Source organism: Teichococcus coralli (assembly GCF_009829925.1).
Lineage (GTDB): Bacteria > Pseudomonadota > Alphaproteobacteria > Acetobacterales > Acetobacteraceae > Pseudoroseomonas > Pseudoroseomonas coralli.
This window is the reverse complement of the sequence record NZ_SNVJ01000014.1, coordinates 45,858-61,152: the sequence shown is the minus strand read 5'-3', so window position 1 is coordinate 61,152 and position 15,295 is coordinate 45,858. Positions and strand designations below refer to the sequence as shown.

Annotated in this window: 13 protein-coding genes; 5 read left to right on the top strand and 8 right to left on the bottom strand. The window is 71.3% G+C overall.

What is annotated here, in order from left to right; all coding sequences use genetic code 11:
* Positions 1–40: 40 nt before the first annotated feature.
* The 3 genes from E0493_RS15615 to E0493_RS15605 all read right to left on the bottom strand — a co-directional run bounded on the left by E0493_RS15615 (position 41) and on the right by E0493_RS15605 (position 5,082).
* A complete protein-coding gene (locus tag E0493_RS15615) occupies positions 41–1,633 on the bottom strand; it encodes an ABC transporter substrate-binding protein (RefSeq protein WP_160938168.1) in 1,593 nt (530 codons plus the stop codon).
* Between the two features lie 237 nt (positions 1,634–1,870).
* On the bottom strand, positions 1,871–4,294 hold the full coding sequence (locus tag E0493_RS15610; RefSeq protein WP_160938167.1) for a CaiB/BaiF CoA-transferase family protein: 2,424 nt from the start codon (positions 4,292–4,294) through the stop codon (positions 1,871–1,873).
* Between the two features lie 62 nt (positions 4,295–4,356).
* Positions 4,357–5,082 carry a GntR family transcriptional regulator gene (locus E0493_RS15605; protein WP_160938166.1) on the bottom strand — a complete coding sequence of 242 codons (726 nt, stop codon included), beginning with the start codon at positions 5,080–5,082 and terminating at the stop codon, positions 4,357–4,359.
* Positions 5,083–5,178: 96 nt separating this feature from the next.
* Between E0493_RS15605 and E0493_RS15600 the strand changes: the two genes are divergently transcribed.
* The 5 genes from E0493_RS15600 to E0493_RS15580 all read left to right on the top strand — a co-directional run bounded on the left by E0493_RS15600 (position 5,179) and on the right by E0493_RS15580 (position 9,724).
* Entirely contained in the window at positions 5,179–5,400 is a 222-nt protein-coding gene (locus tag E0493_RS15600; protein ID WP_160938165.1) for a biotin/lipoyl-binding carrier protein, read from the top strand.
* 2 nt (positions 5,401–5,402) lie between these two features.
* Complete coding sequence (locus E0493_RS15595; protein WP_160938164.1) at positions 5,403–6,782, top strand: acetyl-CoA carboxylase biotin carboxylase subunit; 1,380 nt, start codon at positions 5,403–5,405, stop codon at positions 6,780–6,782.
* 22 nt (positions 6,783–6,804) lie between these two features.
* Positions 6,805–8,391 (top strand): acyl-CoA carboxylase subunit beta, encoded by a 1,587-nt coding sequence (locus tag E0493_RS15590; protein WP_160938163.1) that lies wholly within the window; start codon positions 6,805–6,807, stop codon positions 8,389–8,391.
* Between the two features lie 63 nt (positions 8,392–8,454).
* Positions 8,455–8,724: a type 2 periplasmic-binding domain-containing protein gene (locus E0493_RS15585; RefSeq protein ID WP_160938162.1), complete on the top strand. Its 270-nt coding sequence runs from the start codon at positions 8,455–8,457 to the stop codon at positions 8,722–8,724.
* Positions 8,725–8,758: 34 nt separating this feature from the next.
* Positions 8,759–9,724 carry a Bug family tripartite tricarboxylate transporter substrate binding protein gene (locus tag E0493_RS15580; RefSeq protein WP_160938161.1) on the top strand — a complete coding sequence of 322 codons (966 nt, stop codon included), beginning with the start codon at positions 8,759–8,761 and terminating at the stop codon, positions 9,722–9,724.
* Between the two features lie 106 nt (positions 9,725–9,830).
* Here the strand turns inward: E0493_RS15580 and glpK are convergent, their stop codons facing one another.
* Genes glpK through E0493_RS15555 form a run of 5 tightly spaced genes read right to left on the bottom strand, consistent with a single transcriptional unit; the run spans position 9,831 to position 15,292 of the window.
* Positions 9,831–11,336, bottom strand: a complete 1,506-nt coding sequence (glpK, locus tag E0493_RS15575) for a glycerol kinase GlpK (protein WP_160938160.1) — start codon at positions 11,334–11,336, stop codon at positions 9,831–9,833.
* Positions 11,337–11,396: 60 nt separating this feature from the next.
* A complete protein-coding gene (locus E0493_RS15570) occupies positions 11,397–13,169 on the bottom strand; it encodes an ABC transporter substrate-binding protein (protein ID WP_456316349.1) in 1,773 nt (590 codons plus the stop codon).
* A 53-nt stretch (positions 13,170–13,222) separates the two neighbouring features.
* The gene (locus tag E0493_RS15565; protein ID WP_160938158.1) at positions 13,223–13,504 is read right to left on the bottom strand and encodes a DUF2160 domain-containing protein; all 282 of its coding nucleotides are present in this window, start codon (positions 13,502–13,504) and stop codon (positions 13,223–13,225) included.
* A 13-nt stretch (positions 13,505–13,517) separates the two neighbouring features.
* Positions 13,518–14,399 carry a carbohydrate ABC transporter permease gene (locus tag E0493_RS15560; protein WP_235913809.1) on the bottom strand — a complete coding sequence of 294 codons (882 nt, stop codon included), beginning with the start codon at positions 14,397–14,399 and terminating at the stop codon, positions 13,518–13,520.
* Positions 14,396–15,292 (bottom strand): carbohydrate ABC transporter permease, encoded by an 897-nt coding sequence (locus E0493_RS15555; RefSeq protein WP_160938157.1) that lies wholly within the window; start codon positions 15,290–15,292, stop codon positions 14,396–14,398. Before E0493_RS15555 ends, E0493_RS15560 begins: the two co-directional genes overlap by 4 nt.
* Between the last annotated feature and the right edge of the window lie 3 nt (positions 15,293–15,295).

Below are 15,295 nucleotides of genomic sequence, written 5' to 3'. Positions count from 1 at the left end.
ACGCCGGAAGCCCGGGAGGCCTCGCCTCCCGGAACCGGACCTACTTCGCCGGCCTGATGGTGTCGACGAAGGTGAAGGAGTCGGCACGCGGCGTCAGCGTCAGGTCGCGGCGCAGGCCCCAGATCGCCTTGGTGAAATAGACCGGCACCACCGGCGTGTCCCCGATGGCGACATGCGTCGCCTCGCGCACCAGCGCGGCGCGCTTCGCCTCGTCCGGCTCCACCATCGCCGACTCGATCATGGCGTCGAGCTTCGGGTTCGAATAGCCGGTGTAGTTGTTGCCGCCGCGCCCGCGGTCGCGGTCCTGCGTCTGCACCAGCGAGGTGAGCGCCGAGGTGGCCAGCCCGTTCGGCGCACCATAGCCGAGCATGAAGGCGGGCACATCCGGCAACCCGTTGGGTCCGGCCGAACGGCGGCGGAACAGGATGGAGATCGGCACCGTCTCCACCTGCGTCTTGATGCCCACGGCGCCCAGCATCTGCCCCAGCGCCTGGCAGACGCGCGCATCGCCGGGATAGCGGTCGTTTGAGCAGGCCAGCGTGATGTTGAAGCCCTTCGGATAGCCGGCCTCGGCCAGCAGCGCACGCGCCTTAGCCGGGTCGTAGGGCAGCGGCTTCAGCGCGGGGTCGTGGTTGTCGAGGCCTGGCGCCATGAACTGGCCGGCCGGCTCCGCAGCGCCCTCCATGGCACGGTCGGCGATGCCGGCCCGGTTGATGGCGTAGCTCAGCGCATGCCGTACCCGGATGTCCTGAAACGGGTTCTTCGGCAGCGGCTTGCCATCGGCATCCGTCACGTAGGGCGACTGCGCGCGCCCCATCTCCAGCTGCAGGTACAGCATCATGATGGCGGTGGTGGAAAGGAGGTGCGCGTTGCTCGACGCTTCGATGCGCTGCGTCAGGCCCGGCGGCACGGCGTCGATCACGTCGAGGTCGCCGGCCAGCAGCGAGGCGACGCGCGCGCTGTCGTTCGGCACGAAGCGGAACTGCACCTTGTCCCAATGCGGCTTGGCGCCCCAGTAGTCCGGGTTGCGCGTCAGCGTCACGCCCTGGCCCGGCGTCCATTCGCTCCAGCGGTAAGGGCCGGTGCCGATCGCCGCCTTGCCACGGAAGTCCTCCGGCGTGGCATCCCTGGTGGCGCGCGCGGAAACGATGCCGAAGGTGGCGATGCCGAAGGGCAGCTGCGGTGACGGGGCGCGCGTGCGCAGGATCACGGTGCGCGGCCCCTCCGCCTCGACCGAGACGATCTCGCGGATATCGGACTTGTAGGTCTGCGGTACCTCGGTCGCCATGTTGCGGGCGATGGTGGCGGCGACATCCTCCGGCGTCAGCGGCGAGCCGTCGTGGAACTTGACGCCTTCGCGCAGGGTGAACTCCCAGGTCGTCGGGTCGCGCATGCGCCAGGCGACGGCGAGGCCGGCCACCGGCTTCAGCGAGGCGTCCTGCAGCAGCAGCGGCTCGTAGATCTGCAGCGTGATGTTGCGGTTGGGCGAGTAGGAGCTGGCGGGGTCGGCGGTGTCGAGCGCGGCGCGCACGCCGACCCGGAGTTCCTGCGCAGTGGCGGCCGCATGGCCCGCCAGGGCGGAAGCTAACGCGGCGATGGCGGCAGCCACCGCGCGGAAGGAGATCCGTTTCATGTGCGGAAGACAACCATGCGGCTTCCTGCGCCACAAGCCGCCGCCACGGCGAAGGCGATCCACATGACGGTGAACCGGTGCCGCTTCCGTTTCTGAGGCCGGGGCGGCAATCCGGCATGGCAGCGGTGGGCGAACAGGCGATCGGGAGAGCCGGGGAAGCCTGCGGGCGGAGGGCGCCGAGGCGAAGCGGCCGCCTCATGGACATGGTTCCTCCTTCGGTCCTCTGCGGTGCCGCGATCAGATGATCGGCGTGCGCGCCTTCCGTTGCGCGACCGGCACCGCATCACAACCGATGATGCCTTCGGCCTCCAGCCGTTGCAGTTCTTCCGGCCGGAGGCCGAGCAGGCCCCCGAGCACGGCGGTGTTGTCCTGCCCCAGGGTCGGCGCCGGGCGGCGCACCGCATAGGGACCCTTCCCCGCCTCGCGGAACGGGGCCGAGGGCTGCTCGTGCCGGCCGATGAAGGGCCGCTCGGCGTCCTGCCAGAATCCGCGCGCGGCGAGGTGCGGGTCGCGCTTCAGGGCGCTCGGCCAGAGCACGGCGCCGGCCGCGACGCCCGCCGCCTGCAGCGCGGCCATCGCGGCTTCCGCGGTGCGTCCGGCCGTCCAGGTGGCGATCGCCTCCTCCAGCGCCCCCTCGCGGATCCGGCGGCCGGCGGCGGTGGCCAGCGCGGGGTCCTCCGCCAGGTCCGGCCGGCCGATGGCGCGCGCCAGCCTCGCCCAGGCCGCGTCATCCTGCGCCGCAACCACGGTCCAGCCTTCATCCCGGCAGGGGAAGGCACCGTGCGGCACCAGCTCCGGATGGCGGTTGCCGAGGCGCGGCCCGGCATCGCCCGTGACGGAGGCCGCGATGATCCAGGGCGCCGCCAGCGTGAACATGCATTCGACCTGCGCGAGGTCGATCTGCTGCCCCTCGCCGGTGCGCCGGCGGTGCAGCAGCGCCACCAGCAGGGCGGCGGCGGCGTTCAGCCCGCCGATCGGGTCGCCATAGGCGAGCTGGTTGGTGGTGGGCGGCCAGTCCGCCGCGCCGGAAACGGTGGGCAGGCCGGAGGCGTGCTCCAGCGTCGAGCCATAGGCGCGCGCGTCGCGCCAGGGCCCCTCCAGCCCGAAGGCGGGCATGGAGAGCATCACCAGGTCCGGCCGCTCGGCGGAGAGGGCGGCGTAATCGAGGCCGAGCTTCGGCAGCACCTCGCGGGCATAGTTCTCCACCACCGCGTCGGCGTCGCGCACCAGCCGCTTCAACAGCGCCTTGCCCTCCGGCCTGGTGAGGTCGAGCGTGATGCCGGCCTTGTTGCGGTTGAGCACGGCGAAGCGGACATCCTGCTCGTAGCGCCGCTCGGCGAAGAAGGCGGGGCGGGGATCCACGCCGCGCCACCAGTCCGGATACTGGCAGGCCTCCACCTTGATCACCTCGGCGCCGAGATCGGCAAGCTGGCGGGTGCAGAGCGGCCCGGCCCAGCCCATCGAGAGGTCCACGACGCGCAGCCCCGCGAGCGGCAGCGGCACCGGGCGCGGGGCGGCGGGGCCACGGGCCGGTGGTGCCGCCATCCCGTCATGCTCGCCGGCGCGCGGCGCCCGGCCGCCCGGCAGGGGCGGCGTGCGGGTCAGCCGCTGCGGCAGGGTCGGCCCTTCGAAACGCGCGTTGCCCCGCTCCACCGTGGCGAAAGCATCGCGGGCGCGGTGCGTCGGCGTTTGCAGCAGCGTCGCCATGTCCGGCACCACGGCGAAGGGGAGACGGCGGCGGATCGCCTCGGCAAACCATTCCTCCGCGCTGCGCCCGAGCAGGCGGGGGACGAACAGTGCCTCAAGCTCCTCCACATGGCGCAGCCGGTCCAGCCCGACGACGAAGCGCGGGTCATGCCCGATCTCGGGAATGCCGATCATTTCGCAGAAGCCGCGGAACTGCGCCGGTGTCACCACCGAGACACCCAGCCACCCCTCCTTGCAGCGATAGACGCCGAGCGGACAGGTGGGAGCGAAGCGGTTGACGCCATAGCGGCGCTCCACCTCCGGGTTGGTGACGCTCTGCGCCGCCTGGTACTCCGCCACGGCGATGTTGGCCTCATGAAGGCTGATCTCCAGCCGGCGCCCGGCGCCGGACCAGAGCGCGGCGGCCACCGCGTTGAAGGCGGCGAGCGCCGCCGTCACCGCCCCGGCGATGCCGCCGAGCAGCGAGGGCGGCCCTTCCGCCGGACCGGTGCAGGCGAAGACCCCGGCCAGGGCGCGCAGCACCGTGTCGGTCGCGGCGAAGTCGCGATAGGGGCCGCTGTCGCCGAAATCGGACAGCTCGGCTGCCACCAGATGCTGCAAGCCGATCCCGAGCGGCGCCGCCTCGCGCTCGTCGCGCGGCCTCGCATCGAGCAGCACGTCGCAGCCGGGGAGCAGTTGCCGTGCGCGCTCAAGCCCCGACGCGGCGGCAGTGTCGGCGGTGAGGCTGCGCTTGTTGGTGCTGAGCCAGGCAAACAAGGCGGATTCCCGGCCTTCGCCGGTTTCGACCAGCGGCGCCTGGCGGCGCAGGGGATCGCCGCCCGGCGGCTCCAGCTTCAGCACCTCCGCCCCGAAATCGGCGAACAGCTTGCCGACATAGGAGAGCGCAGTGCCGCCGCCCACCTCCAGCACGCGGATGGCGGCGAGCGGCAGGACGGCATGGGGCGGCCGGGGCATGGGCATTCTTCCTCTGGCCGCTGCCGCGGCCTATTTTGTGATTTGTGACAACTAAACTGCCCTCATTCCCGCGCGTCAACCATCAGGCGGCGCCTTCCGGTCAGGGCGCCGATGTTGATCTCCGGCAACCGCCGCAGCAGCACCTCGGCATAGACGCTGATGTCGCGCTGGATCGCCAGCCGCGCCAGGGCGCCGTCCCGCTCCCGCATGGCGCGGATGATCTCGTGGTGCGGATGCGCGTCCGGGTGGTGCAGGAAGCGCACCTGGCGCAGCCCGGCATGCAGGGGGCCGCATTGCAGCCACAGCCCCTCGATGATCCGCGTCAGCACCGGCATCCCGGACAGCGCGCAGATCCCCATGTGGAAGCGCTCGTTCTCCTCCAGCATGGGGATGCCGTCGCCGGCCAGCCGCGCCGCCGTCATGCGCGCGTGGATCTCCGCCAGCCGGTCGGCATCGGCCGGCCGGGCGCGTTCGGCGGCGCGCGCGGCGGCCTTGCCCTCCAGCTCGGCGCGAAGCTCGACGATCTCGCGGAAGCGCTCGTCGGACAGCACGGGCACCCGCACGGAGCGATGGTCGAACTGCTCCAGCGCGCCTTCGCTGACCAGCCGAGCCAGCGCGTCCCGCACCGGTGTCGAGCTGACCCCAAGCTCCTGCGCCAGGTCGCGCAGCTTCAGTTTTTCGCCCGGCCGGAAGCGGCTGCGCATCAGGTCGAGGCGCAGCCGCTGGTAAACTTTGGCGCCGACGCTTTCCGTGGTGATCGGCGCCGACGCGGCCGCAGGTCCGCTCATGCTCCCCTCCGTTTCGAAGGCCGCACGGTCGCTTGACACTCCCGCCCGCCTGCTATGATCTGTGACAACAAATTAAGACGCCGGGGGGAGACTATCATGGCCGAGGTGAAAATCGCCGCAGAGATCACCGCATCCGTCTGGCAGATTCAGGCCAAGCCCGGCGATCAGCTCGCCGAGGGTGATACGGTGATGCTGCTGGAGTCCATGAAGATGGAAATTCCCGTCGCCGCCCCGCGGGCCGGCCGCATCGCCGCCGTGCTGGTGGCGGAGGGCGACCAGGTCGAGGAAGGCCAGGCCGTCGCCCTGCTGGAGGCCTGAGGATGGAAGGCCCGGTCCTGATCGCCAACCGTGGCGAGATCGCCTGCCGCATCGCCGCCACCTGCCGGCGCATGGGCCTGCCCAGCATCGCCGTGTTTTCCGAGGCCGATGTCGCGGCCCTGCACGTCGCGGCGGCCGACCGGGCCGAGCCGATCGGGCCCGCTCATCCCCGCCAGTCCTATCTGTCCATCCCCGCCCTGCTGGAGGCCGCACGCCGCAGCGGCGCCCGCATGGTGCATCCCGGCTACGGCTTCCTCAGCGAGAATGCCGCCTTCGCCGAGGCCTGCGCGGAGGCGGGCCTGACCTTCATCGGCCCGCCCCCGGCGGCGATCCGCGCCATGGGGAGCAAGGCCGCGGCCAAGGCCGTGGCACGCCGCGCCGGCGTGGCGGCGGTGCCGGGTTATGACGACGAGGACCAGTCGGACGCCCGCCTGCTGGCGGCGGCACGGGGGATCGGCTTCCCCGTGCTGATCAAGGCCGTCGCAGGCGGCGGCGGGCGCGGCATGCGCAGCGCCGCCGGCGCGGACGAGTTCCCCGCCGCCCTCGCCGCCGCCCGGCGCGAGGCCACGGGCTTCGGCGACAGCCGCGTGCTGGTGGAGAAGCTGGTCCCGCGCGCACGGCATATCGAGGTGCAGATCCTGGCCGATGCGCAGGGCACGGTGCTGCACCTGGGCGAGCGCGACTGCAGCCTGCAGCGCCGCCACCAGAAGCTGGTCGAGGAATCCCCCGCCCCCGGCCTGGATGCAGCGCTGCGGGCGGAGCTCGGCCGCCGCGCCGTCGCCCTCGCGCGGGCGGTCGGCTATGTCGGTGCCGGCACGGTGGAGTTCGTGGCGGATGCCGGGGAGGCGCCGAGGGCGGAGCGCGTGTGGTTCATCGAAATGAACACCCGCCTGCAGGTCGAGCACCCCGTCACCGAGATGGTCGCGGGGCTGGACCTGGTGGAATGGCAGATCCGCATCGCCCGCGGCGAGGCGCTCCCCTGGACGCAGGAGGCCGTCCGGCTGGCTGGGCATGCCGTGGAGGCGCGGCTCTGCGCCGAGGATCCGGCCCGCAACTTCCTGCCCTCGCCGGGACGGCTGCAGAAACTGGTCCTGCCCGAGGCGGAACCAGGCCTGCGCATCGATGCCGGCGTGCGCGAGGGCGACACGCTCACCCCCTTCTACGACCCGATGATGGCCAAGATCATCGCGCATGCCCCCACCCGCGCCGAGGCCCTGGCGAAGCTGGCGGCGGCGCTCGATCGCTGCTCGGCCACGGGCGTGCGGCTCAACGCCGGCTTCCTCGCCGCCGCCTTGCGCAGTCCCGAGATGGCGGCGGGACAGGTGGATACGCATTTCCTCGACCGCGCCCGCGCCGGGCTGCTGGCCGTGACGGCCGCCTGAGCCGATGGACAGGAAGGTTCCGATGCCCGACACGATCCCCACCCCCGTCACCGACTGGCAGCCGGAACTCGACGAGCTGCGCCGGCGCGAGGCCATGGCGCGGGAGATGGGCGGCCCCGACAAGGTGCGCCGCCAGCACGACGGCGGCCGGCTCACCGTGCGCGAGCGAATGGACAAGCTGGCCGATCCCGGCAGCTTCCACGAGATCGGCGCCATCGCCGGCCGGGCGGCGTATGACGGGGCCGGCGAGCTGGAGCGGCTGACTCCGTCCAACTGCGTCTTCGGCCGGGCCACGCTGGATGCGCGCCCGGTGGTGCTGGTGGGGGACGACTTCACCGTGCGCGGCGGCTCGGCCGACGCCACCATCCGCGAGAAGCCGCTGATGGCGGAGCGGATGGCCAACGAGTTCCGCCTGCCGATCGTGCGCATCATCGAGGGCTCGGGCGGCGGCGGCTCGGTCAAGACCATCGAGACGACGGGGCGGGCCAACCTGCCGGGCGGCGTCGGCGGCACCGGCCTGTTCAACTACACGACGCTCAACCTCAGCGCGGTGCCGGTGGTGGGGCTGGGGCTCGGCTCGGTGGCCGGGCTGGGTGCGGCGCGCCTCGCCTCGACCCATTACTCCGTGATGACCAAGGAAACCGCCGCGATGTTCGTGGCCGGGCCGCCCGTTGTCGCCCGGCTCGGCCAGAACCTCGACAAGAAGGCGCTGGGCGGCTGGGAGATCCAGACCAGGAGCGGCGCCGTCGATCATGCGGTGGACAGCGAGGAGGAGGCCTTCGAATGCGCCCGCCGCTTCCTGTCCTACCTGCCCTCCTCGGTGCATGGCCTGCCGCCCGACCTGCCCTGCGACGACGATCCCGGGCGGCGCGAGGATTCCCTCTTCTCCATCGTCCCGCGCGACCGGCGCCGGGTCTACCAGATGCGGCGGATCATCGAGGCGGTGGTCGATCGCGGCAGCTTCTTCGAGCAAGGCCGGATGTTCGGGCGTTCGCTGATCACCGGCTTCGCCCGCTTCGGCGGCCGCGCCGTGGCGCTGATGGCCAGCGATCCGTACTTCTACGGCGGCTCCTGGACGGCCGACACCTGCCAGAAGGCCGTGCGCTTCCTCGACATGGCCGAGACCTTCCACCTGCCGGTCGTTTATCTGGTGGACTGCCCGGGCTTCATGATCGGCCTGGAGGCCGAGCGCGCGGCCACCATCCGCCACGGCGTGCGCGCCATGGCGGCGATGAACCAGACCACGGTGCCCTGGTGCAGCATCATCATCCGCAACGCCTTCGGCGTCGCGGGCGCCGCGCACCAGCCGGCCGGGCGGCTTTCGCTGCGCTATGCCTGGCTTTCCGCGCGCTGGGGCTCGCTGCCGCTCGAAGGCGGCATCGAGGCCGCCTACCGGGCCGAGATCGAGGCCGCGCCCGACCCCGCGCAGAAGCTGCGCGAGATCGAGGACCGGCTGAACCAGCTCCGCTCGCCCTTCCGCACCGCCGAGACCTTCTGGGTGGAGGAGATCATTGATCCGCGCGAGACGCGGCGGCTGCTCTGCGACTTCGCACAGCTCGCCGCGCCCTTGCGGATGCCGCAGCCGGGGCGCCTGCAGATGCGGCCCTGATCCGCCGTCCCGGCGACAACGAAACAAGGGACCGCCCAGGGAATGGTGGCCCGGGAGGACGTCATGAGGAAGATCCTGGCGACCGCGGCCATTCTGGCCATGGCGCTCTGCCCGCCCCTGGCCCATGCCTTTCCGGACCACCCGCGGCGCATCATCGGCGGCTTCGCGCCGGGCGGCACAAGCGACATCGTCGCGCGGCTGGTCGCCGAGGCGGTGGCGCCCGCCTTCGAACAGCAGCCGGTGGTGGAGAACCGCACCGGCGCCAACCGCCACGATCGCCCAGGACTGGAAGCAGTGGCGCGAGGTGATCCGCGCCGGAGGCATCCGCGTTGAATAAGCAAGCCCGGATGGGCAGGGAGGAACCAAGATGTTGAAACGCGTGCTCGCTGCGGCCCTGGTGGCCTGCGCCGCTCTCGCTCCGCCCGCCCGGGCGCAGCTTCCCGACCGGACGCTGCGCATCATCGGCGGCTTCGCGCCTGGCGGGACCTCGGACCTGGTGGCACGGCTGGTCGCGAACGCCGTCGCGCCGCTCCTCGAACGCAACGTGGTGGTCGAGAACCGGACGGGCGCCAACGGATTCATCGCGGCGGAAGCCGTGGTGCGCGGCGATACGGACGGCTCGGTGCTGTTCCAGTGCCCCATGGGCACCATGACCATCAGCCCGGAGCTGCCTGGGCTGCCGATGCCCATCGACCCGCGCAAGGACCTGATCCCAGTCGCCAATGTCGCGTTGTCCAGCTACGGCGCCGTGGTGCGGGCGGGCGGGCCCTACAGCAGCATGGAGGACTTCCTGGCCGCGGCGCGGGCGAAGCCCGGCGGCCTGAGCTACGCCAGCGCCGGAATCGGCACCGCGCAGCACCTCTCGGGCGAGCGGTTGCAGCGGATGGCCGGCATCAAGCTGCTGCATGTCCCCTATCGCGGGGCGGCTCCGGCGGCGCTCGACATCATGGCCGGGCGCGCCGACTTCATGGTCACCAACCTCGGCGACGTCATCTCCCAGGTGCAGGGCGGCAAGCTCCGCCTCGTCGCGCTCGGGGACGCGTCCATGAAATCCGCTTTTCCCGAAGTCCCGCTGCTCTCGGGCGCCGTGCCGGGGCTGGAAATCGCCGGCTGGTTCGGGCTGTGCGGTCCGCGCGGCATGCCGGAGGCGGCCGTCAGCGCCTGGGCTGAGGCCACCAGACGGGCCTTGCAGGATGCCGCCCTGCAGAAGCAGCTCCGCGACAACGGCCTGACGCCCATGTTCGAAGGGCCTGAGGCGTTTGGCGCCCGCATGGCGCGGGACCGCAAGGCCTGGGGAGAGGTGATCGCCGCCGCCGGCGTGCGCGTGGATTAGGCCAGGCCATGAGGACGGGGTGGAGGGGCATGGCCGAGGCGACCAGCCTGCGCCGGAACGGCTTCGCCGGACCGGGTTCAGAGATCGATGCCGCCGCCCCGCGCCATCACAGCACGCTGGAAAGGGTTCGGCGCACGGCGCGGCGCCAGCCCTGATAAGCCGCCTCGCGGGCCTCGGCAGGCATGGCGGGAAGGAAGCGCCGCTGCAGTTGCCAGTGCCGGGCGAAGCCTTCCGGCTCCGGGCATAGCCCGGCCTGCAGCCCGGCGAGATAGGCGGCGCCGAGCGCGGTGGTTTCCTGCAGCACCGGCCGGTCCACCGGCGCCCCCAGGATGTCGGCCAGGAACTGCATGGTCCAGTCCGACGCCACCATGCCCCCATCGACCCGCAGCACCGCCTCGCCGGCCTCGGTCAGGCCCGCCATGTCGGACTGCATGGCCGTGATCAGGTCGCACGTCTGGTAGCCGACGCTTTCCAGCGCGGCACGCGCGAAGTCGGCCGGGCCGGAGGCGCGGGTCAGCCCGTAGATGGCGCCGCGCGCCTCGGAATCCCAATGCGGCACGCCGAGCCCGACAAAGGCCGGCACCAGGTAGAGCCGCGCCGCGGGGTCGGAGCGCGCCGCCAGCGCGCCGCTCTCGGCGGCGTCGCGGATCAGCCGCAGCCCGTCGCGCAGCCACTGCACCGCGGCGCCCGCGACGAAGATGGCGCCCTCCAGCGCATAGGTGCGGCGGCCGCCGAGCTGGTAGGCGATGGTGGTCAAGAGCCGGTGCCGCGAGGCCACCAGCCGCTCCCCCGTGTTCACCAGGGCGAAGCAGCCGGTGCCATAGGTGGCCTTCACCATGCCCGGGCGGAGGCAGGCCTGCCCCAGCGTCGCCGCCTGCTGGTCGCCGGCGATGCCCAGCACCGGAACCCTCCCGCCCAGCACGCCGGTGGTGCCGAACTCGGCGGCGCAGTCGCGCACCTCCGGCAGCATGGAGATCGGCACGCGGAACAGCTCGCAAAGCCCGGCATCCCACCGGCCCTGGCGGATGTCGAACAGCAGCGTGCGGGCCGCATTGGTGGCGTCGGTGGCATGCACCCGGCCTTCGGTCAGGCGCCACAGCAGGAAACTGTCCACCGTGCCGAAGGCCAGCTCGCCGCGCGCCGCCGCCTCGCGCGCGCCGGGCACCGCGTCCAGCATCCAAGCGATCTTGGTGGCGGAGAAATAGGGGTCGATCAGCAGGCCCGTCACCTCCGCCACCCGCGCCGCATGGCCCGCCTCGCGCAGCGCCGCGCAGGCCCCGGCGGTGCGGCGGTCCTGCCAGACGATGGCCCGGTGGATCGGCCGCCCGCTGCGGCGGTCCCAGACCAGCGCCGTCTCCCGCTGGTTGGCGATGCCGATGCCCGCGATGTCGGCCGGCCGCAGCCCCGCCCTGGCAAGCGCCTCCCGCATCACCGCGAGGGAGCTTTCCCACAGATCCTCCGGCGCGTGCTCCACCCAGCCCGAGGCCGGGAAGTGCTGCGCGAACTCGCGCTGCGCCGTGGCGACCGGCACCAGCTCCGGCGTGCGGTAGAGGATGGCGCGGGTGGAGGTGGTGCCCTGGTCGAGGGCGAGCACATGGCCGTTGGCAGGCATGGGGAGGTCCCTGGCGAAAGAGGCGACGGGGGAGGCGCATGCCGCCCCCGTCCGGTCAGGTCAGGCGCGCTTCGGCGGGGTGGCCGGCCAGGAGCGGATCAGCATGTCGTAGTCCACCGTCTCGCCCTGCGGCTTCTCATTCGCCAGCTTGCGCTGGGGCGCGATGTTGCCGTCCTTCTGCGCCTGGTCGTACCAGTGCTCGGCGCTGGTCTTCGGGTTGAGCTTGGGGCCGCAGTCGCCCTGCACCTTGGAGCGCTCCAGCCGCTCCATGACGCTGTCCTGCGCCGCGGCCAGCGCGTCCATCGCCGCCTGCGGCGTCTTGGCGCCGGCGGAAGCATCGCCGATGTTCTGCCACCAGAGCTGCGCCAGGCGCGGATAGTCGGGAATGTTGACGCCCGTCGGCGTCCACTGCACGCGCGCCGGGGAGCGGTAGAACTCGATCAGGCCACCCAGCAGCGGTGCCCGCTCGCTGAAGGAGTTGTGCCAGATGTCGCTCTCCCGGATGAAGGTGAGGCCGACATGGCTCTTCTTCAGGCTGGTGGCCTTGGAGACGCAGAACTGCGCGTAGAGCCAGGCGGCGCGACGGCGGTCCACCGGCGTGGACTTCAGCAGCGTCCAGGAACCGGCATCCTGGTAGCCGAGCTTCATGCCCTCCTTCCAGTAGGCGCCGTGCGGCGAGGGCGCCATGCGCCATTTCGGCGTCCCGTCGGCGTTCACCACCGGCAGGCCGGGCTTCACCATGTCGGCGGTGAAGGCGGTGTACCAGAAGACCTGCTGCGCGATGTTGCCCTGTGCCGGAACCGGGCCGGATTCCGAGAAGGTCATGCCCGCGGCCTCGGGCGGTGCGTATTTCTTCAGCCACTCGACATACTTGCTCACCGCATAGACGGCGGCCGGGCCGTTGGTGTCGCCGCCGCGCTCGACCGAGGAGCCGGTCGGGCGGCAGCCTTCCATGCGCACGCCCCACTCGTCCACCGGCTTGCCGTTGGGAATGCCGCGATCGCCATTACCGGCCATGGAGAGCCAGGCATCGGTGAAGCGCCAGCCGAGCGAGGGATCCTTCTTGCCATAGTCCATGTGGCCATAGACCTTGATGCCGTCGATCTCCTTCACCGTGTTGGTGAAGAATTCGGCGATGTCCTCATAGGCCGACCAGTTCACCGGCACGCCCAGCTCGTAGCCGAACTGCTTGCGGAAGGCCTCCTTGATGGCCGGGCGGGTGAACCAGTCGTAGCGGAACCAATAGAGGTTGGCGAACTGCTGGTCCGGCAGCTGATAGAGCTTGCCGTCCGGCGCGGTGCAGAAGCTGCGGCCGATGAAGTCCTCCACGTCGAGGGTTGGCAGGGTCTGCTCCTTGCCCTCGCCTGCCATCCAGTCGGTCAGCGGCACCGCCTGCTGGTAGCGGAAATGCGTGCCGATCAGGTCGCTGTCATTCACCCAGGCGTCGTAGAGGTTGCGGCCCGACTGCATCTGGGTCTGGATCTTCTCGACCACGTCGCCCTCCTGCAGCAGGTCGTGCCGCAGGTTAATGCCGGTGATCTCGGAGAAGGCCTTCGCCAGCGTGCGCGCCTCGTATTCATGCGTGGTGATGGTTTCGGAGACGACGTTGATCTCCTGGCCGCGATAGGGCGCCGCGGCCTTCGCGAACCAACCCATCTCCTGCATCTGCTGATCGGGCGTCAGGGTGGAGGGCCGGAACTCCTGCTCCACCCAGCGCCGGGCCGTGTCCATGCCCTGCGCCAGGCTGTGGCGGGGCATGAGGATCGCGGGAGCGGCAAGGATCGCGGCGCCGCCGAAGAGGACGCCGCGCCGGCCAAGATTGGCTTCATTCACGTTCATTTCCTCCGTCGTGCTTGGCGCCCGGAACCCCGGCGGGCGCGCCCGGTTCAGGCCCAGCGGAACATCGCCGCGCCGAAAAGCAGCGAAAGCAGGCTGGCGCCCCAGAGCGGCGCCTCGCCCGCCAGCGCCAGCCAGCCCAGATGAATGAAGGCGGCGCCGAGCAGCGTCAGGAAGAGCCGGTCGCCGCGCGTGGTGGGCAGGCGCAGGATGCCGATGCGCTCGGTCTCGGGCCAGCGGAGGGCGAGCAGCGTCATCACCAGCAGCACCGCCAGGAAAAGGCCGAAGAACAGGGCCGAGGGCCAGGTCCAGGCCATCCAGGAAAGGTCCATGGCGATGCCCCCCTCACACGCGGCCGAGCGCGAAGCCGCGCGCGATGTGGTTGCGGACGAACCAGATCACCACGGCGCCGGGAATGATGGTCAGCACGCCGGCGGCCGCCAGCAGGCCCCAGTCCATGCCCGCGGCCGAGACGGTGCGCGTCATGGTGGCGACAATGGGCTTGGCGTTCACCGTGGTCAGGGTTCGGGCCAGCAGCAGCTCGACCCAGGAGAACATGAAGCAGAAGAAGCCCGCCACGCCGACGCCGCCCGCCACCAGCGGCAGGAAGAGGCGGATGAAGAAGGCGGGAAAGGACCAGCCGTCGATCGCCGCCGTCTCGTCGATCTCGCGCGGCACGCCGGACATGAAGCCCTCCAGGATCCAGACGGCGAGCGGCACGTTGAAGACGCAGTGCGCCAGCGCCACGGCCCAGGGCGTGTCGAACAGGCCCACGGCGCTGTAGAGCTGGAAGAAGGGCAGCGCGAAGACCGCCGGCGGCGCCATGCGGTTGGACAGCAGCCAGAAGAACAGGTGCTTGTCGCCGAGAAAGCGGTAGCGGCTGAAGGCATAGGCCGCCGGCAGCGCGACGGCGAGCGAGATCGCCGTGTTCAGCAGCACGTATTTCAGGCTGTTGATGTAGCCGCCATACCAGGAGGGATCGGTGAAGATGCGGCGATAGTTGTCCAGCGTCGGCTCGCGCGGCCAGAGCGTCATGGCCGAGCTGATCTCCAGGTTGGTCTTGAAGCTCATGTTGACCAGCCAGTAGATCGGCACCAGCAGGAAAAGCAGGTAGAGGCCGAGCACGAGGCGCGGCAGCGCGGCCCGCAGCGCGCCCTCCCGCGCCGGCCTGTGGAGGGCGGGCAGCGCGGGCGCCGCCGCCATGGTGCGGGGACGGGCCTCGCTCATGACCGCTCCCCGACCGCTTCGCTCTGGCCACGCGTGGTGGTGGCGAAAAAGATCCAGCACACCGTCAGCACGATCAGGTTGTAGACGATCGACATGGCCGCCGCCTTGCCGAGGTCGAACTGGCCGAGCGCGATCTTCACCAGGTCGATGGAGAGGAAGGTGGTGGCGTTGCCCGGCCCGCCGCCGGTGACGACGAAGGGCTCGGTGTAGATCATGAAGCTGTCCATGAAGCGCAGCAGCACGGCGATGGTCAGCACGCGCTGGAGCTTCGGCAGCTGGATGGCGCGGAACACCGCCCAGGCGCCGGCGCCGTCCACCCGGGCGGCCTGGTAGTAGGCGTCGGGGATGGCGCGCAGCCCGGCATAGCAGAGCAGCACCACCAGCGAGGTCCAGTGCCAGACATCCATCAGCACCACGGTGATCCAGGCGTCCAGCGGGTCCTGCGCGTAGTTGTAGTCGATGCCGAGGCCGTTCAGCGCGGCGCCGAGCAGGCCGATGTCGCCGCGGCCGAAGACCTGCCAGATGGTGCCGACCACGTTCCACGGGATCAGCAGCGGCAGGGCCAGCAGCACCAGCGAGGCGGCGACGCCCCAGCCGCGCCGGGGAAGGGTCAGCGCCACGCCGATGCCGAGCGGGACCTCGATCAGCAGGCAGAGCGCGCTGAACAGCAGCGTGCGCCACAACGCGCCGCGGAAGCGGCCGCCGAACTCCGTCGCGGGGTCGAGCAGGTCGCGGAACCAGCCGAGGCCGTTCCAGAAGAACACGTTGTTCCCAAACGTGTCCTGCAGGGAATAGTTGACCACCGTCATCACCGGGATCAGCGCCGAGAAGGCGACCAGCGCCACCACCGGCAGGACCAGCAGCCAGGCGCGTTGGTCGCGCGGCTTGCTCATGGC

Excerpts from the sequence above, each read along its gene's own strand:
- E0493_RS15560 (WP_235913809.1), bottom strand. The coding sequence starts at position 14,399 with ATGAGCGAGGCCCGTCCCCGCACCATGGCGGCGGCGCCCGCGCTGCCC.
- E0493_RS15590 (WP_160938163.1), top strand. The coding sequence starts at position 6,805 with ATGCCCGACACGATCCCCACCCCCGTCACCGACTGGCAGCCGGAACTC.
- E0493_RS15595 (WP_160938164.1), top strand. The coding sequence starts at position 5,403 with ATGGAAGGCCCGGTCCTGATCGCCAACCGTGGCGAGATCGCCTGCCGC.
- E0493_RS15615 (WP_160938168.1), bottom strand. The coding sequence starts at position 1,633 with ATGAAACGGATCTCCTTCCGCGCGGTGGCTGCCGCCATCGCCGCGTTA.
- E0493_RS15605 (WP_160938166.1), bottom strand. The coding sequence starts at position 5,082 with ATGAGCGGACCTGCGGCCGCGTCGGCGCCGATCACCACGGAAAGCGTC.
- E0493_RS15565 (WP_160938158.1), bottom strand. The coding sequence starts at position 13,504 with ATGGACCTTTCCTGGATGGCCTGGACCTGGCCCTCGGCCCTGTTCTTC.
- E0493_RS15610 (WP_160938167.1), bottom strand. The coding sequence starts at position 4,294 with ATGCCCCGGCCGCCCCATGCCGTCCTGCCGCTCGCCGCCATCCGCGTG.
- E0493_RS15555 (WP_160938157.1), bottom strand. The coding sequence starts at position 15,292 with ATGAGCAAGCCGCGCGACCAACGCGCCTGGCTGCTGGTCCTGCCGGTG.
- E0493_RS15580 (WP_160938161.1), top strand. The coding sequence starts at position 8,759 with ATGTTGAAACGCGTGCTCGCTGCGGCCCTGGTGGCCTGCGCCGCTCTC.
- glpK (WP_160938160.1), bottom strand. The coding sequence starts at position 11,336 with ATGCCTGCCAACGGCCATGTGCTCGCCCTCGACCAGGGCACCACCTCC.
- E0493_RS15600 (WP_160938165.1), top strand. The coding sequence starts at position 5,179 with ATGGCCGAGGTGAAAATCGCCGCAGAGATCACCGCATCCGTCTGGCAG.
- E0493_RS15585 (WP_160938162.1), top strand. The coding sequence starts at position 8,455 with ATGAGGAAGATCCTGGCGACCGCGGCCATTCTGGCCATGGCGCTCTGC.